Origin of the sequence: Paraburkholderia sp. WC7.3g, from assembly GCF_050436345.1 — a bacterium.
Classification (GTDB): domain Bacteria; phylum Pseudomonadota; class Gammaproteobacteria; order Burkholderiales; family Burkholderiaceae; genus Paraburkholderia; species Paraburkholderia podalyriae.
Window position 1 is genome coordinate 1253775 of the sequence record NZ_JBNDMA010000001.1, and the last position, 26066, is coordinate 1279840.

General features: G+C 64.7%; 20 protein-coding genes and 1 pseudogene. 10 read left to right on the forward strand and 11 right to left on the reverse strand.

All coding sequences use genetic code 11. The features are described from left to right. Positions 1-319 precede the first annotated feature (319 nt). From OKW43_RS05810 to OKW43_RS05820, 3 genes are all read left to right on the forward strand, one after another. A complete protein-coding gene (locus tag OKW43_RS05810) occupies positions 320-571 on the forward strand; it encodes a hypothetical protein (protein WP_008921056.1) in 252 nt (83 codons plus the stop codon). A gap of 420 nt (positions 572-991) precedes the next feature. Next, the gene (locus tag OKW43_RS05815) at positions 992-1984 is read left to right on the forward strand and encodes a DedA family protein/thiosulfate sulfurtransferase GlpE (protein ID WP_187635466.1); all 993 of its coding nucleotides are present in this window, start codon (positions 992-994) and stop codon (positions 1982-1984) included. Between the two features lie 118 nt (positions 1985-2102). Continuing rightward, positions 2103-3839, forward strand: a complete 1737-nt coding sequence (locus OKW43_RS05820; RefSeq protein ID WP_429445799.1) for an FAD-dependent oxidoreductase — start codon at positions 2103-2105, stop codon at positions 3837-3839. A gap of 76 nt (positions 3840-3915) precedes the next feature. Here OKW43_RS05820 and OKW43_RS05825 read toward each other — a convergent pair whose 3' ends face one another. From OKW43_RS05825 to OKW43_RS05835, 3 genes are all read right to left on the reverse strand, one after another. Then, the gene (locus OKW43_RS05825; RefSeq protein WP_429445801.1) at positions 3916-4173 is read right to left on the reverse strand and encodes a hypothetical protein; all 258 of its coding nucleotides are present in this window, start codon (positions 4171-4173) and stop codon (positions 3916-3918) included. 93 nt (positions 4174-4266) lie between these two features. Then, a complete protein-coding gene (locus OKW43_RS05830; protein WP_429445803.1) occupies positions 4267-6450 on the reverse strand; it encodes a hypothetical protein in 2184 nt (727 codons plus the stop codon). Positions 6451-6735: 285 nt separating this feature from the next. Then, positions 6736-7638, reverse strand: a complete 903-nt coding sequence (locus OKW43_RS05835) for a DMT family transporter (protein ID WP_429445805.1) — start codon at positions 7636-7638, stop codon at positions 6736-6738. A gap of 249 nt (positions 7639-7887) precedes the next feature. On the opposite strand from OKW43_RS05835, the gene OKW43_RS05840 reads away from it, so the two are divergent. Continuing rightward, positions 7888-8763, forward strand: a complete 876-nt coding sequence (locus OKW43_RS05840; protein WP_429445807.1) for a helix-turn-helix domain-containing protein — start codon at positions 7888-7890, stop codon at positions 8761-8763. Between the two features lie 25 nt (positions 8764-8788). Here OKW43_RS05840 and OKW43_RS05845 read toward each other — a convergent pair whose 3' ends face one another. From OKW43_RS05845 to OKW43_RS05860, 4 genes are all read right to left on the reverse strand, one after another. After that, complete coding sequence (locus OKW43_RS05845; protein WP_429445809.1) at positions 8789-11821, reverse strand: FAD-binding and (Fe-S)-binding domain-containing protein; 3033 nt, start codon at positions 11819-11821, stop codon at positions 8789-8791. After that, positions 11822-12571 (reverse strand): 2-keto-4-pentenoate hydratase, encoded by a 750-nt coding sequence (locus tag OKW43_RS05850; protein ID WP_429445811.1) that lies wholly within the window; start codon positions 12569-12571, stop codon positions 11822-11824. A 3-nt stretch (positions 12572-12574) separates the two neighbouring features. Continuing rightward, entirely contained in the window at positions 12575-13861 is a 1287-nt protein-coding gene (locus tag OKW43_RS05855; RefSeq protein WP_429445813.1) for an MFS transporter, read from the reverse strand. A gap of 282 nt (positions 13862-14143) precedes the next feature. Continuing rightward, the gene (locus tag OKW43_RS05860) at positions 14144-15364 is read right to left on the reverse strand and encodes a pyridoxal-phosphate-dependent aminotransferase family protein (RefSeq protein ID WP_187635457.1); all 1221 of its coding nucleotides are present in this window, start codon (positions 15362-15364) and stop codon (positions 14144-14146) included. A 169-nt stretch (positions 15365-15533) separates the two neighbouring features. Between OKW43_RS05860 and OKW43_RS05865 the strand changes: the two genes are divergently transcribed. Continuing rightward, positions 15534-16265, forward strand: coding sequence for a GntR family transcriptional regulator (locus OKW43_RS05865; RefSeq protein WP_187635456.1), 732 nt, complete (start codon positions 15534-15536; stop codon positions 16263-16265). Between the two features lie 392 nt (positions 16266-16657). Here the strand turns inward: OKW43_RS05865 and OKW43_RS05870 are convergent, their stop codons facing one another. The 4 genes from OKW43_RS05870 to OKW43_RS05885 all read right to left on the reverse strand — a co-directional run bounded on the left by OKW43_RS05870 (position 16658) and on the right by OKW43_RS05885 (position 21303). Beyond that, a complete protein-coding gene (locus tag OKW43_RS05870) occupies positions 16658-17989 on the reverse strand; it encodes an MFS transporter (protein WP_429445816.1) in 1332 nt (443 codons plus the stop codon). Positions 17990-18065: 76 nt separating this feature from the next. Continuing rightward, positions 18066-19019, reverse strand: a complete 954-nt coding sequence (locus tag OKW43_RS05875; RefSeq protein WP_429445818.1) for a hydroxymethylglutaryl-CoA lyase — start codon at positions 19017-19019, stop codon at positions 18066-18068. Further along, positions 19016-20209 carry a CaiB/BaiF CoA transferase family protein gene (locus OKW43_RS05880; protein ID WP_429445820.1) on the reverse strand — a complete coding sequence of 398 codons (1194 nt, stop codon included), beginning with the start codon at positions 20207-20209 and terminating at the stop codon, positions 19016-19018. Before OKW43_RS05880 ends, OKW43_RS05875 begins: the two co-directional genes overlap by 4 nt. A gap of 107 nt (positions 20210-20316) precedes the next feature. Next, positions 20317-21303 (reverse strand): LysR family transcriptional regulator, encoded by a 987-nt coding sequence (locus OKW43_RS05885; RefSeq protein WP_187635452.1) that lies wholly within the window; start codon positions 21301-21303, stop codon positions 20317-20319. A 216-nt stretch (positions 21304-21519) separates the two neighbouring features. On the opposite strand from OKW43_RS05885, the pseudogene OKW43_RS05890 reads away from it, so the two are divergent. The 5 genes and pseudogenes from OKW43_RS05890 to OKW43_RS05910 form a co-directional block, all read left to right on the forward strand. Further along, positions 21520-22188, forward strand: a pseudogene (locus tag OKW43_RS05890) (SDR family oxidoreductase); the annotation flags it as partial. A 260-nt stretch (positions 22189-22448) separates the two neighbouring features. Then, positions 22449-22853 (forward strand): hypothetical protein, encoded by a 405-nt coding sequence (locus tag OKW43_RS05895; protein ID WP_429445822.1) that lies wholly within the window; start codon positions 22449-22451, stop codon positions 22851-22853. 203 nt (positions 22854-23056) lie between these two features. Continuing rightward, positions 23057-23437 carry a BON domain-containing protein gene (locus tag OKW43_RS05900; RefSeq protein ID WP_429445824.1) on the forward strand — a complete coding sequence of 127 codons (381 nt, stop codon included), beginning with the start codon at positions 23057-23059 and terminating at the stop codon, positions 23435-23437. A 667-nt stretch (positions 23438-24104) separates the two neighbouring features. Next, complete coding sequence (locus tag OKW43_RS05905; RefSeq protein WP_187635447.1) at positions 24105-24245, forward strand: hypothetical protein; 141 nt, start codon at positions 24105-24107, stop codon at positions 24243-24245. A 46-nt stretch (positions 24246-24291) separates the two neighbouring features. Further along, positions 24292-25938 carry an NRAMP family divalent metal transporter gene (locus OKW43_RS05910; protein ID WP_429445826.1) on the forward strand — a complete coding sequence of 549 codons (1647 nt, stop codon included), beginning with the start codon at positions 24292-24294 and terminating at the stop codon, positions 25936-25938. The last annotated feature ends 128 nt before the right edge of the window (positions 25939-26066 follow it).

Below are 26066 nucleotides of genomic sequence, written 5' to 3' on the forward strand. Positions count from 1 at the left end.
GCGCGGCGACGCGTGCGGCCGCGCGGCGCATGCGCCGCCCAACGTCTCCTAGCCCGTGCTCGCGTCATCCGCATGACAAATCCGGAACGCGCATCGCACTGCAGCGGGGCATGAAAAATGCGTCCGTTGCGACGACGAGTCGCGTTAAACTGATTGCACGCTCCCCAACCGCGCATGCGCTAACGGCGGCGTCATACCCGACTAAAACCCCGGCGAGATAGAGACAGAGGCAGACGCAACACGGCACGACGACGCGGCAGACGGCACGCCATCCGCCCCGTACAATGGTTCCATCACCAACGCGACAAGGACAACTTCGATGCGCATCACCGGGTCCTCCGGGTCAATGGCCCTGCTCACCGAATACGACGACGCAACGGCGCGCGAACTTCGCTCGCTGCGCCTCGAATCGACCGAAGACGGCAAAGGCATCCTGCTGATCGAGGTCGATGAGCGCAAGCCGGGCATCCATCGCGAAGTGCGCTACGAAATCACGCCCGCGGAGCTGATCGCCGCAATCCGCGCGCATGGCGCCGAGTTGCCGGGCGAACAACACAATCATCGTCAGTGAAGCAGGCGCGCGGCGGGTGGGTCCGCCGCGTGACTCGTCAGCCTCTCGCGCCGGTTGCGTCGCACTTCGACGCGTACGCGCGGATTATTCGCATGGGGCGCGCCTGTGCGCGTCGCCGCGCTTCCGTTTGTTCCGCTTGCGCCGCCAATCCACGCCTTCCTACGGGTTTTAGCAAGCGCTTTCGCGCGTCTCACCGGGTTCGCTTACCCCTGCCTTCAGCACGTTGTCACAAGCGCCTGCCACGCTTGCGCGTCGGGGTATGCGGTCACACATGCCGGCCCGATCGCAGCCGCACAACTGGCCGATTCCCGGGCCGATTTCCGGGCCGTTTGCACGTCTCGAAAATACGTCCATAATCCTTGCATTCGCCTGTGGATTCCTTACCGCGCTGCGCCCGCAAGGGCCGCGGATGTTAAACCGATGCTACATGACCTCGTCGCGCAATATGGACCGGCGCTCGTCTTCATCAACGTGCTGGCCGCCGCGCTCGGGCTGCCGGTGCCGGCCATGCCGTCGCTCGTGCTGTTCGGCGCGATGGCCGCGATGCACCCTGGCTCGGTCGGCACGCAATTGCTGCCGGTCCTCGTGCTGTCGATCTTCGCGACACTGATCGGCGACAGCGCGTGGTACGTCGCGGGCCGCATCTACGGCGGCAATACGCTGAAGACGATCTGCCGGTTGTCGCTGTCGCGCGACACCTGCGTGAAAAAGACCGAGCGCTTCTTCGGCCGCTGGGGCGTGCGCGTGCTCGCGGTCGCGAAGTTCGTACCGGGGCTGTCGATCGTGTCGATCCCGATGGCGGGCGCGATGGGCACGCGCTATCGCACCTTCCTCACTTACGACGGCGTCGGCGCCGCGCTGTGGTCCGGCACCGGGCTGATCATCGGCGCGCTGTTCGCGCGGCAGATCGACATGCTGTTCGCGATCGCCGGGCGGCTCGGGCGCACGGCGGCACTCGTCGTCGTCGCGTTGCTGGTGCTGTACGCGGTGTACCGGTGGATCCGGCGCCGTCAGTTGATCGCGAAGCTCGCGTCCGCGCGCATCGAGGTCGACGAACTCGCGAAGCTGTTCGCGGCCGACCGGGCGCCGGTCGTGTTCGACATCCGTTCGCAGGAGAAGCGCAAGCTCGATCCGTTCGTGATACCAGGCGCGCTATTCGCCGACGAGCGGCAACTCGACGACATCGTCGCCACCTACGCGCACGATCAGAAGCTCGTGATCTACTGCTCGTGTCCGAACGAGATTTCCGCGGCATGGATGGCCAAGCAGCTCAACGAAGCCGGCTTCTCCGACGTGCTGCCGCTGCGCGGCGGCATGGAAGCCTGGCGCGACTCGGGCAAGCCGGTCGACTCGCTGCCCGCGATGCCGCCGCCGGAGGTCGCGGTCGACGACATCGCGCCCAAAGCCGTCTAGCTGGAATTGGCGGCGGCACTGTCCGCCTGAAGCGCGCGGCACGGCTCGCCCAGGGGTGCGAGCGCGCATCGCGTTGCCTGCCGTTCAATCGTGCAATGAACACCGAAGGAGCGGTTCAATGCTTTCGACTCAGGACGTTTCGACTCAGACTCAAGAAGTGGAAGGACAGCAGGGAGTCGTCGCCGACGCGCCGTTTTCGTCGCTGTCGACGCGCATGCACCAGATGTTTCCGGAGCTCAGTTGCGCCGAGATCGACCGGCTGCGCCGCTTCGGCGAGATCGGTCACTGGAAGTCCGGCGAGCTGCTGTTCGAGACCGGTCACACCGGCCCCGGCATGTTCGTGCTGCTCGAAGGGCGCGTGAAGGTCTATCAGCGTGACGGCATCGGCCGCGAGCACGTGATCAGCGAGCGCGGCGCTGGGCATTTCCTGGCCGAGGTCGGGCAGTTGTCGGGCAAGCCCTCGCTGGTTAACGGCCTCGCGATCGGCGCCGTCGAAGCGCTGCTGATTCCGCCCGAGCGCCTGCGCGCGCTGATCGTCGCCGAAGCGGAACTCGGCGAGCGCATCATGCGCGCGCTGATTCTGCGGCGCGTGTCGCTGATCGAAAAGGGCGCGGGCGGCCCGATCCTGATCGGCAATAGCAGTGACGCGCGGCTCGTGACGCTGCAAGGCTTCCTGTCGCGCAACGGCCATCCGCATTCCGTGATCGACGAACGCGACGAAGACGCGCTGCGTCTGATCGAGCAGTTCGCCGCGCAGCGCGAGGACCTGCCGCTCGTGATCAGCCCGGACGGCTCGGTGCTGCGTCATCCGAGCATGCCGGAGCTTGCCACTCGCTTAGGTATGCTGCCCGATCTCGACGACGCGTACGTGTACGACGTCGCGATCGTCGGCGCGGGGCCGGCGGGGCTCGCCGCCTCGGTGTACGCGGCCTCCGAAGGCCTGTCGGTGATCGTGCTCGACAGCCGCGCGCCAGGCGGCCAGGCGGGCGCGAGCTCGCGCATCGAAAACTACCTCGGCTTTCCGACCGGCATCTCGGGCCAGGCGCTCGCCGGCCGCGCGTTCGTGCAGGCGCAGAAGTTCGGCGCGCACGTCGCGATTCCGGTCAACGTGAAAGCGCTGCACTGCGGGCAGTCGCCGTATCGGTTGGAGCTGAAATGCGGCGGCCACATCAGCGCGCGGGCGATCGTGATCGCGAGCGGCGCCGTGTACCGGCGCCCGGCGCTCGACGGGCTCGAGCGCTTCGACGGACGCGGTGTCTACTACTGGGCGTCGCCGGTCGAGGCGAAGTTGTGCAAGCGCCAGGAGGTCGTGCTGGTGGGCGGCGGCAATTCGGCGGGCCAGGCGATCGTCTATCTGGCGACGCACGCCGCCAAGGTTCACGTGCTGATTCGCCGCAGCGGCTTCGAGGCGACGATGTCGCGCTATCTGATCGACCGCATCCGCTCGCTGCCGAACGTGTTCGTGCATCCGAATTCGGAAATCGGCCGGCTCGAAGGCGATGAGGACGGGCTCGTGTCGGTCGCCTTGAAAAGGCCGCTGCCCGATGGCGTCGATCGCTTCGCGACGCGGCATCTGTTTCTCTTCACCGGCGCGGACCCGAACACCGAATGGCTGCGCACCTGCGGCGTGCAGCTCGACGCGAAAGGCTTCGTGCTGACCGGCATCAGCGCGGACGGCTCGGCCACGGCGTGCGATCTCGGCACGACGGTCGAAGGCGTCTATGCGATCGGCGATGCGCGCGCCGGGTCGACCAAACGCGTGGCCGCGGCGGTCGGCGAGGGCGCGGCCGTGGTCGCGCAGATTCACCAGTTGCTGGCGCAGACGAGCGGAGAGGCGGTGGCGCTCGGCGCGTGAGCCTCACTGCGGTCTTGAGTGCATCGTCTTCAATGCAACGCGGACCGCGGCTTCAGCGCTCCACCCAGCGCACCGCTCAGCGGTCCAACTTCGCACGCAACTCGCGCGCGGCCTCCAGCAATCCTTCGTAACCCGAACGCGCGTGCTCCGGCAGATCGGGATCGCCGACCAGCGCGCCGAGCGTTTCGATCAGACTGTACACAATGCCTTTCGCCGCGCCCGACGCAATGCCGCCCGACGACATCTGCTGATCGACGTGACTGAGCGCCGCGTCGAGCTGCTCGATCTCGGGACGCTCGTCGGAGGGCGGCTTGGGAGAAACGTCTTGCGTCATGGTCGAACATCGCTCCATTGAATGACCGGTAAAGTTGTTATATACCGATCATGCGCCGCCGTCTATTCGTGTTCGGCGCGACAGCGATCCACGTCAAGGCGTCCAGCGATACATCAGGATCTTCGCGCGCGCGTCGTCTTCGACCAGCACCACGTACTCGCCGTTATCGCGCCGCACCGCGCTGATGCCGAGATACACGTCGACCCAGCCGCTCGTGCCGCCGACGCTCGCTCCGGGCGTCATGTAACCGACCGGCGTGCCGTTGCGCGCGTCGTAGACGTCGATGCGATCGGTGTACAGCTCGGCGACGAAGATGTAGTTGCCCGCCACCGCGACGCCGACCGTAGTGGTCTGCGGATCGCTTTGCGTGTTCCACGGCAGCGGGATCGTGTAGACCTGCGTCGGCGTGCCGGTGCTCCAGTTGTCGTAGCGGGCCAGCACCGGGCCCGCTTCCTTCCAGTGCGTTGAGTCCCACGGAATCGCGCTGGTGAAACCGGACAGATACATCGTGTCGGTCGACGCGACGTAGACGAGCCGCGCGAGCCGCGTAAACGGCGCGGGCATCGCGAACATCTTCGCGCTCGCGTACGTGTAGATCGGATTGCCGGCGGAGTCGAGACCTTGCAGCGGCATTTCGCGCACGCCACTCAAGGGCGTGGCGAGCCACACGTTGCCGGGTTCGTCGACCCACCAGAAGCCATCGCCGACCGTGCTGCCGGTCGACGGATTGCTGCTGATCTCGCTTGCGTCGACGGCGCCATTGCCATTGCTGTCGCGCCACAGCCATTCACCGTATGCCGGTTGCGCGGCGGGCCATGTGCCCGGCAGCGGATTCTGCGCGAGCATTCCCGACGGAATCGCGATCTCACCATGCGCGGCATCGAAGCGATAGACGTTCAGATAGTGCGCGCCCGAATCGAGCGTATAGAGAAAACGCTTACCGTCGAATCTGCGCACCATCGGTTCGCCGCGCACGCCGCGCGGCTCGTGAAACGCGGGGTCATCGGGGTAATCGAAGCGATCGAGCGTGAACGCCGCATATGACCATTCGTGACCGACCGGCTGCCTGTAATCGAGCGTGAAGCGCTTCGAGCCCGTGTAGATCGAAGCGGGCGTGGCCGGATCGAACGCGCCGCTATCAACGAAGGTCAGGCCGTAGAGCCGCCAGTTGAGCACGCGTGTGCCGTACACATAGCTCTCCAGCACCGCGCCTTGCCCGACCGACGCCGAGCCCGGCGCGCGTGGGCCCTCGCCGTTTTGCGCGACGTACAGATTGCCGGCCGCATCGACGCCGATGCCGGTGATGCCGCTGAAGCGCGTATCGCCCGGCACGCCGCGCACCGGGTGGAAGATGCCGTTGCGCGTGCCGATCGACGCACCGGCCTGCATCTGGCCGCCCGCGCCCTTTTTGAACACGAGAATCTGCTGCGAAACGCCGTTGTCGGCGACCAGCAGCTGGCCGGATGGCGTGACCGTGATGTCGGTCGGCACGGTGCTGGCGGGCAGCGCCAATGGACCGGCGAGCGCGGTGCCGTCGGCGCGGTAGTGCTGGATGCTCAGGTTGCCTGTCCCGAACCCGCTGACGATCCACAGCGTCGAGTCGGTGTCGATCGCGATGCGGGCCGGCGACGCGACGCTCCACGAGCGCAGCGGCTGCATCGATTGCGCGTCGTACACGACGATGCGGTTGCCGTAGGTGTCCGCCACGTAAAGTTCGCTGTCGGTCACGGCGAGGCCGCGAATGCTGGCGTCGGTGCCGGTCTTCACGGTTTGCACCGCGACGAAACTGTTCTTCGTCGCGTTCGCGCTATTGCCGATGCCGCCGGAAAACGGCGCGCCGGTCGCGAGATTCGCGAGCGTGCGTCGGGTGATGCCGTACCAGGTCTGATTGGCCGGCGGATAGTCGGCGCCGACCAGCGCATTGCTCTCGTTGCCGATCGACATCGCCGCATACAGGTACGTGTGATTGACAGCCACCGCGTCGCCACCGGCCGCGCCCCAGCCGTGCGTCGAACCGGCGACCGCGAGCTTGCCGCCGGCGCGATAGGCGGCGATTTCGCTGCCGCTTTCGTCCCATGGCGAATTCGTATAAACGGTCCCATCAGCGCCGACGCTAATGGCCTGAATATCCTGCTGCATCCATTTACCGTCGCCAAATCCGAAACTATTACCGATCCACGAGGTGGTGTAATTCAATTGGGATTGCGCGGAGGCATTCGGCGAAACGAGGCTGTGGATTAAAACCACGGCCACGCCAAGGCGGGAGAAAATCTTCACGGCGGTATTCCTTGCTAGGCACGAGGCACGCACGGTAAGGCTGACCGGCGCGCTTCGCCTGTGCACATCGGAGTGGGTCTTTTATCCTCTCATATAAAAAAAGCAAATTAATTGACGAAAAAATGGCTATTGAATGCCGGCCAATTCAAATCATTCCATTTGCATCGAATTACGTTTACAACGATATGGTCCGGTCACGAATCCGGTCAAGACCAGTTCCCGCAAAGACTCACCGGGCAGAGCTTTCCTGCTCCTGTAAATCCTCACCTCGAGCGACACGGCGCATCATGTTCGCGCCGGCCGGCGACGCACGAAAATCCGTCGCATCAGACCGAACGCCACCAGATTGCCAGCCACGACGAGCAGCAGACCGACCACCGCGAGCGCGGACCAACGGTAACCTTCGAACAGCGTCGACGCGGCCAGCGCGACGATCGGAAACAGCACCGTGCAGTAGGCAGCGCGCTCCGGACCCATGCGGCCGACCAGCATCAGATAGGCCGTAAACGCGATCACCGAGCCGAACACCGCGAGATACGCGAGCGCGCCGAGATAGCGCGCCGACGCTTCCAGCGCGAATGAATAGCCGGCGAGCAGACTACCCACCGTCAGGATGGCCGCGCCGATCAGCATCGCCCAACTATTCGTCGCGAACGGATGCAGGCCCATCGACTGCATGCGGCTCGACAGCAGGTTGCCGGCCGAGAAGCACAGCGTGCCGAGAAACGCGACGCCAAGTCCGAGCCACGCGGTGTGATCGCCGAGATGCCCGGCCATCTGCTGCACGAACAGACAGACGATGCCGACGAGCCCGAGCAGCGCGCCCGCAATCGCGCTCGGCTGCAGCGGCCGGCCCATGAATAGTCGCCCGTTGATCGAGTTCAGCAGCGGCGCCGTCGAGAACACCACCGCGACGAGCCCGCTCGGCACGATCTGTTCGGCGTAGTAGAAGCACAGGAAATTCAGGCAGAACAGCGCGAGACCCTGCGCGGCGAGGTAGCGCCACGCGTCGCGCGGCGGCCAGAGCGGCCGGCGCATGATGCGCAGCAGCGCGAACATCAGCAGCGCGGCGATCCAGAAACGCCACGCAATCGATACGGGCGGCGGCACCGCGCCGAGTTGCCATTTGATTGCGATCCAAGTGGTGCCCCAGATCAGCACGGTGACGGCATAAAGGAGGAGATTCATGGTCGGGCCTCAGACTGCAATAACGGGCTGCGATGGCGGACTGCAATGACACGCAGCATGGACGAAAGCCCGACTATGCGACTGCTCCGCCGCCGGCAATTGTCTAAAATTGCGCACTTTTTCCGACCGATGCGCAAGCTGACCGGACGCGCCGTATACTGGCCGCTCAACCCTCACCCTATACCCGGAAAACCTCCGCGCGCCGCCGTGAACCCCAGTCCGTCCGTCCCCGTGATATCCACCGCCGGCATGCCTTTTGGCTTGCAGTCGGTCTGTCACACGCTCGCTAGCGCAAACGCGAATCTGGACCGCTTCGCGTGGCTCGGCGACGGACTCGCGATCGCGCTATGGACGCGCGACACGAAGGAAGCCGAGACCGTCTACGAGCGGCCCGGCCATCACACGCTGTCGTGCTATCTGGACGGCGGTTATCGCACCGAGCGCCAGAAAATGCCGGGCCACTACGGCGCGCCGTCGCGGCTGTGCGCATTGCCCGGCGATCACGAATCGCGCTGGTGGGTGCGCGGCCACATGCACTTCATGCACCTGTACTTCCTGCCCGAGCACTTCACGCGACGCGCGGTGCAGGAGCTCGACCGCGAGCCGCGCGAACTGACGCTCGCCGATCGCACTTATTTCGAGGACCCGCGCATTGCCAGTCTGTGCCAGTCGCTCGTCAACGAAGAGTGGGCAAGTCCCGATGGTCTGCTGCGCACCAACGAGACGGCGCACGAAGTGCTGAGCCTGCTATTGCGCGGACAGGGCGTGCGGCGCGCGAACGTGGCGCTGAAGGGCGGGCTCTCGGCCGCGACGCGGCGCCGCCTGCGCGACTATATCAACAGCCATCTCGCGCAGCCGTTAACGCTCGGTGAGTTGTCGGGCGTCGCGGCGCTGTCGGAGTTTCATCTTGCACGCATGTTTCGCGAGTCGTTTGGGCTGCCGCCCGCCGCCTGGATCGCACGACAACGGCTCGATCACGCGCGCACGCTGCTACGCACGACGACGCTGCCGCTCGCGCAGATCGCCGGGCAATGCGGCTATGCGAACGCGAGTCACTTTAGTCACCGGTTTCGCGAGGCCGTTGGGGTGGCGCCGAGTGCATATCGGCAAGCGATCGGCGTTTGAGTTTCGCGCTTGCGTTAGCGCCGCGTCATTGCAGCGCCATCGCCAGCACGCGCGCGACGTGGATCGCGTCGACACCCGCGCCATCGTGAATCTGGTGGCGGCAGCTGGTGCCGTCGGCGATCATCACCGTGGCGGCATCGAGCTTGCGCACCGCGGGCAGCAACGACAGCTCGGCCATCGCCTGCGAGCTCGCGTAGTGCTCCGCTTCATAGCCGAAGCTGCCGGCCATGCCGCAGCACGATGATTCGACCGTCGATACCTTCAATTCGGGAATCCACTTCAGCACGGTCTGCACCGGCGTGAATGCGTCGAACGCCTTCTGATGGCAGTGGCCGTGCACGAGCGCCTGCCGCATCGGCAGCGGGTTCAATTTGAGCCGCAAACGTCCGGCCTGTTCTTCGCGCACGAGGAATTCCTCGAATAGAAACGCGTGCTGCGCGAGGCGCCGCGCTTCGTCGCCAAAACCGTACTGCAGGAATTCGTCGCGCAACGTCAGCAGGCAGGATGGCTCCAGACCCACCACCGGCACGCCGCGTTCGACAAACGGCCTGAACAGATCGAGCATGCGCCGCGCTTCGTGCTTCGCTTCATCGACGAGACCCGCCGCGAGAAACGTGCGGCCGCAACACACGGGGCGCTCGCCCGGGCGTGCGTTGAAGTGGACCGTGTAGCCCGCCGCTTCGAGTACCTGATGAGCGGCACGCGCGTTGTCGGGTTCCAGGTGATTGTTGAAAGTGTCGACGAACAGCACGACTTCTTTCAGAGTGGCGGCTTGTGTGGCGTTGCGCGCAGACTTCGCGGACACCGCATCGGCCAGAAACGCCTTCTTGAACCGCGGCAAACTCCGCTCCGTCGCGAACCCGACCGAACGCTTGAACCACGCCGACAGCACCGGCACATTGTCCGCGAGCGCCAGCAGTCCCGGCATGCGGCTCGCCGCGCCCGCATAGCGCGGCATGAACGCGACGAGCCTGTCGCGCAACCGCACGCCGTGCGTCTTTGCACGCGCCGCCCGCGCCTCGATCTTGAACTTCGCCATATCGACGCCGGTCGGGCAATCGCGCTTGCAGCCCTTGCACGACACGCACAGGTCGAGCGCTTCCTTCACGTCATCGCTCGCGAGCCCGCGTTCGCCTAGCTGCCCGGAAATCGCGAGCCGCAACGTGTTGGCCCGCCCGCGCGTCAGATGCTGTTCGTCCTTCGTCACGCGATAGCTCGGGCACATCGTGCCCGCGTCGAACTTGCGACAGTGGCCGTTGTTGTTGCACATCTCGACCGCTTTCGCGAGACCGCCGCTCAGATCGTCGCCACTGCCGGGCGCGCTTTCTTCGCCCGTCAGCGGATCGCGCTTCACGTTCCACGTCGACCAGTCGAGCACCGTTTCGATGCGCTGTTCGCGATAGCTCGGCGCAAAGCGGAAATTGCGCGCGTCGTCCATCTTCGGCGGACGCACGATCTTGTCGGGATTGAAGCGATTGTCCGGGTCGAACAGCGTCTTGATTTCGCTGAACGCCTCGTTGAGCCGCGGCCCGTATTGCCACGCGACCCATTCGCCGCGACACAGGCCATCGCCATGCTCGCCGGAATACGCGCCCTTGTACTCGCGCACGAGCGCGGCCGCTTCCTCGGCGATCGCGCGCATCTTCGTGGCGCCGTCGCGGCGCATGTCGAGAATCGGCCGCACGTGCAGCGTGCCGACGCTCGCGTGCGCGTACCACGTGCCTTCGGTGCCGTGGCGATGAAACACGTCGGTCAGACGACTCGTGTAGTCGGCCAGATGTTCGAGCGGCACCGCGCAATCTTCGATAAAGGACACCGGTTTGCCGTCGCCCTTCATGCTCATCATGATGTTGAGCCCGGCCTTGCGTACTTCCCACAGCGCTTTCTGCGCATTCGTGTCCGGCATTTCGACGACCGCGTCGGGCAAGCCCAGTTCGCCCATCAACTCGGTCAGTTGCTTCAGCGACGCGACCTGCGCGTCGCGATCCTCGCCCGCGAACTCGACGAGCAGAATCGCCTGCGGCTCGCCGACCAGCGCTTTCTCGATCACCGGACGAAACGCGGGATTGCTCAACGCCAGGTCGATCATCGTGCGATCGACGAGTTCGACCGCGACCGGCTTCAGCTTGACGATGTGCTGCGTCAGCGCCATCGACTGCCGGAAGGTCGGAAAGTTGACCACGCCAAGCGCCTTGTGCGCGGGCAGCGGCGCGAGCTTCAGCGTGATCTGCCGGCTGAACGCGAGCGTGCCTTCCGAGCCGACCAGCAGATGCGCGAGGTTCGCGCTGCCGTCGTCGGTATAGGCACGCGGATTCTGGCAGTCGAACAGATCGATGTTGTAGCCCGCGACACGGCGCAGCACCTTCGGCACGCGCGCGACGATTTCGTCACGCTCGCGCTGCGCGATCCGCGTGACGCCCGCGACGATCTGCTGCAAGCGCTCGCCTTGCGGCGGCTCGCGCAGCGACGCGAAGCGCGCTTCGCTGCCGTCAGCGAGAATCGCGTCGATCGCGTCGACGTTGTGGACCATGTTGCCGTATTCGATCGAGCGCGAGCCGCACGAATTATTGCCGGCCATGCCGCCGATCGTGCACTGGGCAGCCGTCGATACATCCACCGGAAACCACAGTCCATGCGGCTTCAGCCACGCGTTCAGATGATCTAGCACGACGCCGGGCTCGACCGTCACGGTGCGCGCGCCGGCATCGAACGCGACGATGTTGTTGAGCCACTTGCTGGTATCGACCACGAGCGCTTCGCCGATCGTCTGCCCGCACTGGCTCGTGCCCGCGCCGCGCGCGAGCAGCGGCACTTTCTCGCTGCGGGCGATCTCGAGCGCGATGCGCAGGTCGTCCTGATCGCGCGGCACCACGACGCCGATCGGCGTGATCTGATAGATCGACGCATCAGTCGCGTAGCGGCCCCGGCTGGCGAGATCGAACAGCACGTCGCCGCGCAGCGATTTGCGCAGATGCCGCGCGAGCGGGCTTATCGCGCGCGCGGCGGAGGGAACCAGATGGATCGGCTTGATGAGCAAGCCCGCAGTGGGATTCGTCATTTAGTACAACGCGCAATGAACCGGCGCGAGGCCTTCGATATGCCCGCTCATGGTACCCGCCTCTCGCGGGAAAAACATGCCGGTGTACGAACCCGCGGTGATCACCATCTCCGGCGTCACCTCGATGCCGCGCGCACTCGCATGATTGACGAGCCACGCCAACAGCCGCCGCGGATCGCCGGCAGGATTCGCGGGCGTCGTTTCGACGACATCGCGCCCGTTGAACTCGAAACGCAGCGATGGCGCGACGAACGGAAAATCCTCGCGATACCGCGTGAATTCGCCGACGATCAGCGCGCCGTGGTTTTGCAGGTCCGCGAGCTGCGCGAGCTTGTCGACGGCCGGCCACGCGGCATAGCGGCTCGCGACGATCTCGATGGTCGCGCCGATCGAGCCGATGCCCGCGAGCACTTCGTCTTCGTCGTAAGGCGTCGCGGACGGCTCGAAGCGTCGGCCGAAACGGAACGCGACTTCGAGTTCGACCCCGAGCGGCGCGAAGCCTTCGCGCGACAGACGCGCGCCGTCCGCGCGCAGATCGGTGTCGGGCAATGGCGCACCCTGGATCGGTCCGCTCGCCGATTTCGCGCCGATCTTCCAGCCACCGATTCGCGCGCCGCACGCGCTCAGGATCTCGTGCTGGATTGCGCAGGCTGCGTCGGCATCGGAAGGAAGCTGCTCGGGCGACAACGTATCGAGCGTAGTACGACGGCGACGCGCATCGGCAAGAAGCTGGCTCAGTGATGTGATCATGTTTTACGCGCCCATGCGGGTGGAAACGTGCGCCTTCTCCGACGCGCCGAGTTCGAAGCGGCTCTCCGGCTGCATGCGAAACGCGAGTACGACGCCGACGCCCATCAGCAACATGCTGCCGACGAACGGCAGATCCCAGTTGCCGAAGTAGTCGATCAGAAATCCGCCCATCACCGGCGAAATGATCGCGGCGAGCGCCGAGCCCGTGTTCATCATGCCGCTCGCGGTGCCGGAGAATTCCGGCGCGATGTCCATCGGGATCGCCCACATCGGGCCGATCGTCATCTCGGCGAAGAAGAAGCCCGACGCGAGACAGGCGATCGACAGCGTCAGATCATGCGTGAACATCAGCGGAATCAGCGACAGCAGGCAGAACAGCATGCACACCGACACCATCCAGCTGCGCGCGCGTTTGAGGCTGCCGGTGCGCTTGAAGATCGCATCGGTGACGATGCCGCCGAGCGTGTCGCCGATCACGCCGGCGAAGAACACGACCGACGCGAAGATCGCCGACTTCTGCAATTGCAGATGATTGTTGTGCAGGAAGTACAGCGGAATCCAGCTCAGGAACAGCCACAAGGTCCAGCCGTAGCAGAAGTAGACGATCGTGACCGGCGCCATACGGCGAAACAGCTTGCCCCACGGCAGGCCGGCGATTTTCGGCTTCGGCGCGGGCAGCACGGCAAGTTCTTCAGCCGTGATGCGCGGATGATCTTTCGGGTGCTCGGTGAAGGTGAGTGCCCACATGACAACCCACACCAGACTCAGCGCGCCGCAGATAAAGAACGATGCGCGCCAGCCCCAGGTAGTCATCACGAGCACGATGAGCGCCGGCGCGATCGCATTGCCGACTCGCGACGCCGCATGCGTGATTCCTTGCGCGAAGCCGCGCTTTTCTTTTGCGACCCAGCGCGACATCGCCGATGTTGCAGCCGGGAACGTCGCGCCTTCACCGAAACCGAGCACGAGACGCGCGGCGAGCAACGAGGCGAGTCCGCCCGCGAGGCCGGTGAGCACCGTCGCGAGACCCCAGATCGCGCCACAGAACAGCAGCGTGCGTCTCGCGCCGAAGCGATCGCTGACCCAGCCGCCGATCACCTGAAACAGCAGATACGGATACGCGAAGGCCGAGAACACGAGGCCGACCTGCGTATGCGTGAGATTGAATTCCTTGCCGAAACCCGCGGCCGCGGTGCTGACGTTCACGCGATCGAGGTACGTGATGAAGTACATGATGCAGAGCATCACTAGAACGATACTGGTCGCACTGGTCAAACGAAACCGCTTCATCGTCTCTCTCCATGGCATGTGTCGACGGCGCGTCTGAAGTGGCGCGCTGCATCGTCGCCCGTCGGCGGCGAGGGCCGCTTTGGACGCATTGCATGTTGTTCTGGCCGCGTTCTGTGCGCAGCTCGATGAGGGAAGCGCTCCCTGCTGTTGCGGATTGTTCTTTGTTGCTGACTGTTTGCCTGCCCGAGGCTCGCTGGGGCTCGCTGGCGTCCGATGCGTGTCGCACTGCGGCAAGCAAGCCCTTGCGCGCAGCGCGTCACGCCTACGAACAGCGCCCGACTCTCAGGCCGCCGCCTTCAACCCCGGCGTCTTCGGTGCCTGGCTCAGCCACTCCATCGCGGCCGGCATGCCGCTTTCCTTCACCGGCACGCCAGCAAGCCGCAGACCCATTTCGCAGCCGGCCAGTGTCGCGAGCAGCATCAGATCGTTGCAATCGCCGAGATGGCCGATGCGGAACATGCGGCCCTTCATCTTGCCGAGGCCCGTGCCGAGCGACATGTCGAAGCGTTCGTAGATCAGCTTGCGCACCACGTCGGCATCGACGCCGTCGGGCGTCATCACGCCGGTGAGGACCGGGCTATAGACAGCGGGATCGGCGCACTGGATTTCGAGCCCCCACGCGCGCACCGCGCGGCGCGTCGCTTCGGCGAGCCGCTCGTGGCGCGCGAACACGTTGTCGAGCCCTTCGCCGAGAATCATCTCGATCGCTTCGTGCAGCCCGTACAGCAGGTTCGTGTTCGGCGTGTACGGCCAGTAGCCGGCCTCGTTCATCTCGACGATTTCCGGCCAATCCCAGAAGCTGCGCGGCAGCTTCGCGTGCTGATTCGCGGCCATCGCCTTCGACGAGATCGCGTTGAAACTGATGCCTGGCGGCAGCATCAAGCCCTTTTGCGAACCCGACACGGTCACGTCGACACCCCATTCGTCGTGGCGATAATCAGCGCACGCGAGACCGGAGATCGTATCGACGAGCAGCAGCGCGGGATGGCCGGCGGCGTCGATCGCGCGGCGCACGGCGGCGATGTCGGACGTGACGCCCGTGGAGGTTTCGTTGTGCACGACGCAGACCGCCTTGATCGCATGCTGCGTGTCGGCGCGCAGACGCTCTTCGATCATCTGCGGCTGGACGCCGCGCCGCCAGCCCTCGATGCCTGGCAGCCCCAGGAATTCGGGCTTCAGGCCGAGCTTTTCCGCCATCTTTTTCCACAGCGTCGCGAAGTGGCCGGTCTCGAACATCAGCACGTGATCGCCCGGACTCAGCGTGTTCGACAGCGCCGCTTCCCACGCGCCCGTCCCGGACGCCGGATAGATCACGACCGGCTGTTGCGTCTTGAAGATCTTCTTGATGCCGTCGAGCACCTTGAGACCCAGTTCGCCGAACTCGGGGCCGCGGTGGTCGATGGTCGGATAGCTCATCGCGCGGAGGATGCGATCGGGGACCGGACTCGGCCCCGGAATCTGCAGGAAGTGACGGCCAGCGGGATGGAAATCTAGCTTCAACATCGGGTTCCTCCAATTGAATTTTGCATGCAAAAAACTATATCAGACGAACGGTGACGCCCCAAGTCAAAAATTGGCCAATGAGGCCGGTGTTTACCCTCGTTTGCACAGTGATTAACTAATCGTTAGCGTTCGGATAAAATCCTACATCATGTCAAGCTGAGGTTTTTGTATGCAAAATTCGGATGTCGACGCGGGTTTGACCGCCGCCCCGCTGATGCCGAAGGTCGAACGTCAGCGCCTGCACGACACGGTGGTGGAGCACATCCGCCGCTTTATCGTCGAGGGGGCGCTGGAGCCCGGCAAGAAACTGAACGAGCGCGAGTTGTGCGAAACGCTCGGCATTTCGCGCACGCCGCTGCGCGAGGCGCTGAAGGTGCTGGCTGCCGAAGGTCTGATCGAGATTTCGCCGAACCGGGGCGCGTCAGTATCGAAGATGTCGGAAGCGGAAGTGCGCGAAACGTTCGAATTGATGAGCGGCCTCGAAGCATTTTCCGGCGAACTCGCGGCGGAGCGCATCACCGCGGCCGAACTCGCCGACATCAAGGCGCTGCATTACGCGATGCTCGCGTGCCGCGCGCAGAACGATCTGCCGGGCTACTACAGCCGCAACCAGGCGATCCACGACAAGATCAACGAAGCGGCGAGAAATTCGGCGCTGCGGCAGACGTATGTGTCCGTCAACCGGCGGCTGCAGGCTCTGCGCTTTCGCTCGAACTATCAGACGCCGAAGTGGGACCGCGCGATTCACGATCACGATGAAATGCTGAAGGCGCTCGAGGCTCGCGACGGGAAGAAGCTCAGCGCGATTCTGCGGCAACATCTGCTTGATAAGCGGGATGCGGTTTTGCAGGTGCAGGTGCGGGAAGAGGTGGTGGCTTCGGCGCCTGTATTGAAGGCGTGATGCGGACAACTCCATGCCGAGTTCCGGTCCACGCGCCCCGCCGGCAAGCAAAACTTGTCCACCTAAAATGTTGGCAAGGCTGTGGACAACCTTCGCACAGCGAGCTTAAGTGCTTGAAGCGTGAGAACTATCTGCGCGCGGTTCACGCGTAGGCAGCGAGCGCGCTACGGAGTCCGTGATACTGGCAACCGTGCTTCGCAAGGACGCAGTATCACTCACGACGATCTCAAAGTGCAGTTGTCCACATAATTTGGGAACAAGCTTGTGGACAACCTGAGCACAGGCCCGCCAAGTGATTGATGCGGCAGGCCTATCATTCGCGGATGCACTAGCGGGCAGCGGCGCGGCACATCATGTGATGCAAGCCAACGGCCGCGCCCTTCACCTCGATTTCACTGCGCCGTTTCACGGCTGCGCAGGGAATCCGGCAACCCATACAGCACGATCAGCGCGCACACCACGCTCAGCGCGCCGATCACATACAGCGCTGGCGTCGTGCTGCCGGTCAGATCCATCACGCGTCCCACCATCACCGGGCTCACGATCCCGCCGAGTTGCCCGAGCGTGTTGATCAACGCGATGCCACCCGCGGCGCCCGCGCCCGTCAGCAGCTTTGGCGGCAGCGCCCAGAACGCCGGAATCGACGCGACCACGCCCGCGCCCATCACCGCGAGCGCGACCACCAGCAAGGTGGTCTGCTTGTCGAAGAAGCCCGCGGCGAAGAAGCCGAGCGCCGACATCAACAGCAGCCCGAACACGAACTTGCGCCGCTCGCCGCTCGCGTCAGACAGCCGCCCGACGACCACCATGCAGATCGCGCCGCACACATAAGGCACCGCCGTCAGCAGGCCGACCACGGTGGGATTCTTCGTGCCCGCCACGTGAATCAGATGCGGTGCCCAGAAGTTCAGACCGTACGACGCGATCTGAATCAGGAAGTACACGAGCCCGAGCGTCAGGAAGCCCGGCGTTTTCAGCGCGCCCATCAGCGAATGGCCGGCCTGTGCCGTGCGGCTTTGCTGCGCGATCTGCCCAGCGAGCAAGGTCTTTTCCGCTGGCGACAGCCAGTCCGCATCGTCGATGCGATCCTTCAGCAGCTTCAGCACCAGCAGACCGAGCACGATGCACGGCAAGCCGCCGAGCAGGAACAGCCAGTGCCAACCCGGCATGCCGAGCGCGCCATCCATATGGCCGATCACGAGCCCCGCGAGCGGCGCGCCGACCAGTCCCGAAAACGCCGACGCGAGAAACAGCATCGACGTGATGCGGCCGCGATACGCGGTCGGAAACCACAGCGTCAGGTAGTACAGCACGCCGGGCGCGAAGCCCGCTTCCATTGCGCCGATCACGAAGCGCAGCCCGTAGAACTGCCATTCGTTGTTGACGAATACCATCGCCGCGGTCGCGAGGCCCCAAGAAATCATGATCCGCGCGATCCAGCGTCGCGCGCCGACCTTGTACAGGAACAGGTTGCTTGGCACTTCGAACAGCACGTAGCCAATCACGAACAGACTCGCGCCGAGACCGTACGCCGTATCGGACAACCCCAGATCGCTTTGCAGCTGAAACTTCGCGAAGCTGATATTGATGCGGTCGAAGAACGCGAACAGATAGCAGATCATGATGAGCGGCATCAGCCGCCACGCGACTTTACGGATGATGGCCGCGAGATCGTCCGCGCCATGTTCGCGGGTACTGCCCGCCACTACGCCCAGGTCACTCATGCTTGTCTCCAATGCCGGATTCGGCGGTGCCGTCCGGTCGTTTGATCGGTTAAGGGAGTTGCTTGGTCGGTGCTGTTCAGATCTGCCGAACGTAGTCGGGCACCGGATGCAGGTCGCAATTGCGGCCCGCCTTGGCGAGTTGGCCCGGCATGTCGTGGCCGAGCAATGCAGGCAAACCGCGCGACAGCGCGAGCAGCTTTGGCAGATCGATCCCGGTCGGGATACCCATTTCGTCGCACAGGTTCACGAGGTCTTCGGTGCAGATGTTGCCCGACGCGCCCGGCGCGAACGGGCAGCCGCCGAGGCCGCCGAGCGCCGCGTCGAAGCGGCGCGCGCCGGCCTCATACGCGGCGAGCACGTTGGCGAGGCCGAGGCCACGCGTGTTATGAAAGTGCAGCGTCAGCGCCGCGGCCGGTAGCCGTTCGAGCACGCGGGCGACGAGCCGCGCGACCTGGCGCGGATTCGCCATGCCGGTCGTATCGGCGAGCGTGATGCCCTCGATGCCCATCTCGCGATAGGTATCGACGATGCCGATCACGCGATCTTCGTCGATGCGGCCTTCGAACGGACAGCCGAACGCGGTCGCCACCGTCGCGTTGAGCCGCGCGCCCGCGGCCATTGCGTGACGCACGATGTCGTCGAACGCCGCGAGCGACGACTCGCAGCTCATGCGCATGTTCGCGCGGTTGTGCGTCTGGCTCGCGGACATTACAAGGTTCAGTTCGTCAGCGCGCGCGGACAATGCGCGCTGCGCGCCTTTCAGGTTCGGCACCAGCGCGACGTAGATCACGCGAGCTCGCCGCTCGATCTGCTGGAACACGGCCTCGCCGTCGCGCAACGCCGGAATCGCTTTCGGCGAGACGAACGAGCCCGCTTCGATGCGCGTGAATCCGCACGTGGACAGCGCATTGATCAGCGCGATCTTGTCGGCGGTTTCGACCCACGTGGGCTCGATCTGCAAGCCGTCGCGCGGGGCGACTTCCTGCACGATCAGCGCGTCGAAACCGGATGAGTCGATGGTGGCGCTCATTGCACGGCTCCGCCGCGGCGCAGCCGCTCGATGTCGTCGTTCGCGAATCCAAGCTCGCTGAGCACGCTGACGGTATGCTCGCCGAGCGTCGGTCCTGGCCAGCGCACTTCGCCCGGCGTGTTCGACAGCTTGGGCACGATGCCCGGCATCTTCACCAACGCGCCGCCTGGCAACTGCGTCTGCAGCACCATGTCGCGCGCGTGGTAATGCGGATCGGCGACGATGTCGGCCACCGAATAGATGCGACCGGCCGGCACTTCTGCGCGTTCGAGCGCGGTCAGCACGTCTTCGGTCGCGTGATGCGAGGTCCACGCGGTGATCGCCTGGTCGAGCATCTCGGCCTGCTTCACGCGGCCGTCGTTGTGCGCGAGCGCGGGATCGTCGGCGAGGTCGGGGCGGTCGATCAGATGCATCAGGCGTTTGAAGATCGGATCGCCGTTGCCCGCGATGACGACAAACCCGTCGTCCTCGGTGCGATAGGTGTTCGACGGCGCGATGCCCGGCAGCGCACCGCCGCTGCGCTCGCGCACATGGCCGAGCAGATCGTACTCGGGCACGAGGCTTTCCATCAGATTGAACACGCTCTCGACCAGCGACACGTCGACCACCTGGCCTTCGCCCTGTCCCGTCTTCACGCGCAATAGCGACATCAGCGCGCCGATCACGCCATGCAACGACGCGAGCGAATCGCCGAGACTCACACCGACGCGCGCCGGCGCGCCGTCCACGTCGCCGGTCGTGTAGCGGATGCCGCCCATCGCCTCGCCGATCGCGCCGAAGCCGGGCCGGTCGCGATACGGACCGGACTGGCCATAGCCGGAGATGCGCACCATCGTCAGTTTCGGGTTGAGCGCGTGCAGCACGTCCCAGCCGAGGCCGAGCTTTTCGAGCGCACCGGGGCGCAGGTTTTCGATGACGACGTCGGCATCGGCGGCGAGGCGCCTGACGATCTCGACGCCATCGGCCGATTTCAGATTCACGCAAACGGACCTCTTGTTGCGCGACTGCAGATACCACCACAGCGACGTGCCTTCGTGCAGCTTGCGCCATTTGCGAAGGGGATCGCCAGTTTCGGGCGCTTCGATCTTGATCACGTCGGCGCCGAACTCGGCCATCAGGCGCGCAGCGAACGGCGCGGCGATGAGGGTGCCGATCTCGACGACGCGGATACCCTGCAGGGGTCCACTCATGTTGCTGTCTCCGAACTCGTTTCGTGTTGGGAGACAGCTTAGGAGCGGCGTGGTGGCGGCGTCCAACCGCAATTCGCCAACGACCGTTCGCCAACGGCGAACGCTCATCAGCGGCTACGGGCTCGACGCCGAGGTTGCGTGGTTGCGGGAGCGGGTTCGGTTCGAGCGTGCGCTGCGGCTTCCTGCGCTTCGACCGTGCGCAGATGATCGAACAGCAGTCGGCTCACCGGCGACAATGCATCGACCTCACGCACGACGAGGACGAGGCTGCGCTCGGCCCAGTCATCATCGAGCGGCGTGCCGACGAGACCGAGCGGGCCGCCCATCAGCTGATACACCTTCCGCGGCAGCACGCCGACACCCATGCCCGCCTGCACCATCCGGCAGACCGCATCGAAGCCCGGCACGTGGATGCGCAGCCGCAGCGGCTTGCCGGCCTGGCGCGCGGCGAGGTGCGTGCGCGCGTTGATCGAACTCGCCGAATGCAAGCCGACGTGATCGCCATCGAGCGTTTCGGCGAACGCGATGCTCGTGCGCGCCGCGAGCGGATGATCGTCACGCATCACGACCACGAGCGAATCGCGCCGGTAGTGCTCGACGTGCAGCTCGCGCGTATCCGCGTCGGCGGAACAGATGCCGAGATCGGCGAGGCTTTCGTCGATGGCCTTGACGACGCCGCCGCTCGGCCGCTCCTCGAGGTCGATCTTCACGCGCTCGTGCAACGACTGGAACGCGCGCAGATCTTCGGGCAGAAATTCGACGATCGCCGACAGATTCGCCACCATCCGCACGTAGCCAAGCACGCCGCTCGCATGGCCGGCCAGTTCGATGCCGATGTTCTCGATGTCGCGCAGCACCCGGCGCGCGTGATGCAGCAGCGTCTCGCCGGCAGGCGTCAGCGTCATGCCACGCGCGTTGCGCTGGAATAGCGACGCGCCGACTGCCTGTTCGAGTTCGAGCAGCCGCTTGCTGGCGGCGGACACGGCGATCGCCTCGCGCTCGGCGGCACGCGTGAGCGTGCCCTCTTCGAAGACGGCGAGAAACAGCTGCAACGTGGTGAGGTCGAGCTTGCGGAGAAGGTTTTTGATGACCATGGCGCGGCGACGGAAATTCGGTCAGTGATAATCATCCTCTAGCTGAGGACGCACCGCCAGCACCGTCACGGTTTTTGCTGTCGTCGATTCCGAACAGCGTGGCGATGCCATCGCGGATAGATTGCAACGCAGTATCGCGAGCGTTTTCGTCCGGCCTGAATGCGGCGTGAGAAAATCGTCGACTCTGCAAGCCCACGATCACAAGGTACGACATGCCTCACGGTGCTGGGTCTGTCGCGCTCGCGACATCCCGCGCTGAAGGCGCGCTTTGCCGCGCAGCTCGAAGAGATCGAGCTACCGTTGGCCGACCCCGCGCGCGTCGCGCAATGGATCGCTACCGACGCACTGAGCCACTTCGTACGCGGCGCGCAGACGGTGCTGCTGATCAACAACGCGGGCATGGTGCAGCCGGTTGGGCCCATCGAAGGACAGGACGCGACGAACGTCGCGGACGCGGTGAGCCTGAACGTCGCGACGCCGCTGATGCTCGCGAGCGCCCTTGCCGCCGCGGCCGTCGACGCCACCGACCGGCGCATCGTGCACATATCGAGCGGCGCGGCGCGCAATGCGTATGCGGGCTGGAGCATCTACTGCGCGACGAAGGCCGCGCTCGATCATCACGCGCGCGCCGTCGCGCTCGACGCGAATCGCGCGCTGCGCATCTGCAGCCTCGCACCGGGCGTGGTCGATACAGACATGCAGGCGCAGATTCGCGGCAGCGGCGAAGAGCAATTCCCGATGCGCGCGCGCTTTGACGACCTGAAGCGCAATGGCCAACTGTCGACGCCCGAGCAATGCGCGGCGCAGTTGATCGACTACGCGTTCAGCGATGCGTTCGGGCAGACACCGGTCGCGGACATTCGCGAGATCGCGAAATCGGCCTGAACGGGCTATTGCCGCCGGGTTTTTGCGCTCCCGAAAAGCCTCACCTCAGGCACGGAGCCGTGGCGAATCGGCGTCAAGTGCGGTCGCCATTGCTCCCGAAAAGCCTCACCTTTGCGGAGAAAACGAGGGTCAAGGGCATGTTTCGGTGCGCGCGTTGCTGCTCTCGCGCACCGCTCCCGAAAACACTCACCTTTGATCGAACGCGGCAGGTTCGCTTCGCTGATGCCGGCCGCTTATGCGGCAGATCGCCTGGACATTCAATGACTTACGTTACACAGTTGGCGAACAGTCAACGCGACGGATGCAATGATTCGCGGCTACATGAAGTGCGTCTTGCACGCCAACAAAGCGTGCAGCCGACCGGTTCGGCATCGACGGCTCCCGAATATCCTCACCTATGGCTAACAGGCAAAGATGCGCGCGTTCCCGCGAGGCTCTTGCCCGCGGCTTGTTCCATGCTTGGGCGTGGCCGGTTAGTTGCAAAAGAACCGCCCGCGCGCGGCCCCCGAAAAACCTCACCTTTCGCGCGACGCACCTGTCGCGACGTGGCGAACCTGACGAAAAAGGAACAAAACCTTGAGGATGCGATATCAGTTTCCAAGGAAACCATCCGCGACTTGCCGCACCGTCTGACGACTCCCGAATTTCCTCACCCTCAATTTTGAAGTGCGCGTACAGGTGCACATATTCTCACCTCGGCGGCTCCCGAATCCTCTCACCTATCGGCATCGACGCGTGCGCCGCAGAATATAATCGGAGCCGACGGTCGATTACTCGTCGCGAGGCGGCAGTGCGTTGCGCCGCCTCTTCCCCGCTGGCTTTACGCGGCTCGAACGGCAGTTCCTGACAAACCGGCAAAGGAGGAAGAATGAAAACAAACGGCGCGAGCAGAATCCTCGGCGCAATTGTCGCGGCGGCCATCGCGAGTTGCGCGACCTATGCGAACGCACAGACGGGCGGCATGCCGAACGACGCGTCGATGCAAAACGCGGCGGCCCCCGCGGCTTCGAACCGGAACAACAACCGGACCGACAGCGCGATTGTCCGCGACGTCCGCCGCGCATTCACGCGCACGACGAACCTCAATCCAGCGAACATTCGTGTCGAGGCGCGCCACGGCATCGTGACGCTGTCCGGCACGGTGCCGCAGCAATCGCAAATCGCGCGAGCCGGCAACGCCGCGCGTTCGGTTCGCGGCGTCAGAAGCGTGCATAACCGGCTGACCGTGCGTCGGCGCGCCAGCCAGTGAGCGCGCCGTGGCGGCAACGGTCGGATGGATCGATGCCGCCTGTTCGAGCTTCCTCTATATCGGCCTTGACCCGCACGTCATTCAGACGTGCGCAGTGTTGCGCGTAGCACATCATTTCTGCTCTGCTTAAGAAACAGGTTGACCTCGGCGGAAGGCGACCCCTAGAATTCAAAAATCATCACGAGTGGGGCTCACGCCTTGGACACCTGCAGTAGCCGACTTTCGAACAGATTCGCTGCCTGACCGGCAGGACGTCCGCGCTCTCTTCATCAGCCGCCGTCTTGCCAGCAGGCAGACGGTGCGCGCCGCAGTCTCTTCCCGTGCACCTAAGTAACGTCGTATCCGTATGACAGGAACGTCGCGTTAACGCGCGTCCGTCCGCCGGTACGACGTCGCATCGCGAGCCTCGCGCCCGCGGTCGCGTTTGCGCGCGCGTTGTCAGCAGTCAACGCAGTCAGTTCAACGCGATGCGCGCGAATGCGGTACCCGCTACATACACCGACAAGGAGCCGCCATGCCTGACAGTGACAGTTATCCCATATGCCGCTTCCCTCTTCTATCAACCGAGGAAAGCGAGTAGACCTCTACCGCCGCGCACGGACATACGCGGCCTCCGTGTCTGCTGGCTTTCCATCAGCGTGTCGAAACCGACGCACGGAGCTACCTCATGCAATTCGGCCTCCTTCTTTCGCAGTTCCCGCGCGTGCAGGAATCGCGCGCCCATTACGACGGCCTGCTCGTGCTGCACACTCGCGAACCGCATTCGTTCGTCGCCTTCTGGCGTCGCCTGATGTCGCGCGTGGCGTAGCGTTTCGCGATCCGTCCTTCGACAAATACAACCAGGAGAGAACGACATGTCTACTCCGACGAACATTTCCTCCGCGCGCAGCGCCGTGCTCGATTCGGCACACGTCGGTGATATCAAAGGCGCACTCGGCACCATCGCTCACCATGACACCGCGCCGCGCACGAGCTGGTGGGCGCGCCTGCGCACGCTGCTCGCGATTCTCGGCCCCGGTCTGATCGTGATGGTCGGCGACAACGACGCGGGCGCGTTCGGCACCTACACGCAGGCAGGCCAGAACTACGGCACGACGTTGCTGTGGACCATGCTTTTGCTGGTGCCGGTGCTGTTCGTCAACCAGGAGATGGTGCTGCGGCTCGGCGCAGTGACGGGAGTGGGCCACGCGCGGCTTATTTTCGAGCGCTTCGGCAAGTTCTGGGGCGCGTTCAGCGTCATCGATCTGTTCCTGCTGAACGCGCTGACCATCGTGACGGAATTCATCGGCATCACGTTTGTGCTCGACTTTTTCGGCGTCTCGAAGATCGCGGGCGTGTGCATCGCCGCGGCGCTGACGATGGCCGCCGTCAGCACCGGCGACTTCCGCCGCTTCGAGCGCTTCGCGGTCGCGCTGTGTGTGTTGAGCCTGCTGCTCGTGCCGGTGCTCGTGTCGATTCATCCGCCGGTCGGCCAGATCGCGCGTGACTTCTTCATTCCAAACTGGCCCGCGCATTCGAAGCTGTCCGACGTGATGCTGCTCGTGATCGGCATCGTCGGCACGACGGTTGCACCGTGGCAGTTGTTCTTTCAGCAGAGCTATGTGGTCGACAAGCGCATCACGCCGCGCTTTATGAACTACGAAAAAGCCGACCTATGGATCGGCATCGTGTTCGTGCTGATCGGCGCGGTCGCGATGATCTCGTTCAGCGCGGCGCTGTTCGACGGCCGTCCCGGATTCGGCAACTTCACGGACGCGGGCGGCGTGATCGCCGGTCTCGAGAAATACGCGGGACGCACCTCGGCGGTGCTGTTTGCGATCGCGCTGTTCGACGCGTGCGTGATCGGCGCGGCGGCCGTATCGCTATCGACCGCCTATGCGATCGGCGACGTGTTCAAGATCCGCCATTCGCTGCATCGTAGCGTGTCGGATGCGAAGGGCTTCTACGTCGTGTACTTCGCGATCGTCGCAGCGGCCGCCGCGTTGGTACTGATTCCGGGCAGCCCGCTCGGGCTGCTGACCGAAGCGGTGCAGACGCTCGCGGGCGTGCTGTTACCGAGCGCGACCGTGTTCCTGCTGCTGCTGTGCAACGACCGCGCGGTGCTGGGTCCGTGGGCCAATTCGAAGAAGCTCAACCTGTTTACCGGCGCGGTGATCTGGGTACTCGTGATGCTGTCGATCATCCTGACCGCGTCGGTGATCTATCCGGACATCGCGGCGGAAACGATAATCGAAGTACTTGCGGGCGGCACGTTTCTCGCGGTCGTCGGGTATGTCGCGACCATCGGGATTCGCAAGCTGCAACGCGAGTCCGCGGCCGAGCCGGCGCCCGTCTATGCGAAAGAGGCCCGCAACACATGGCGCATGCCGCCGCTCGACGAACTGCCGCCGCCGCGTCTGACGCTCGCCAAACGCCTGTGGATGGGCGTGCTGCGCGGCTATCTGCTGCTCGCGATCGCGCTCGTGATCGTCAAGGTCGTGCAGGTGGCGTTGCTGAAGTAGTGCGAATGGTGAGGAGTTCCAGGAGGTACGGGCAATGGTGAGGATTTACGGGAGCCATGTTCGCTGCAGCTGCGCGAGCGGATCAACTCGCTCACCTCGCGCGAGAGGGAAGTGCTGCACGGGTCGAT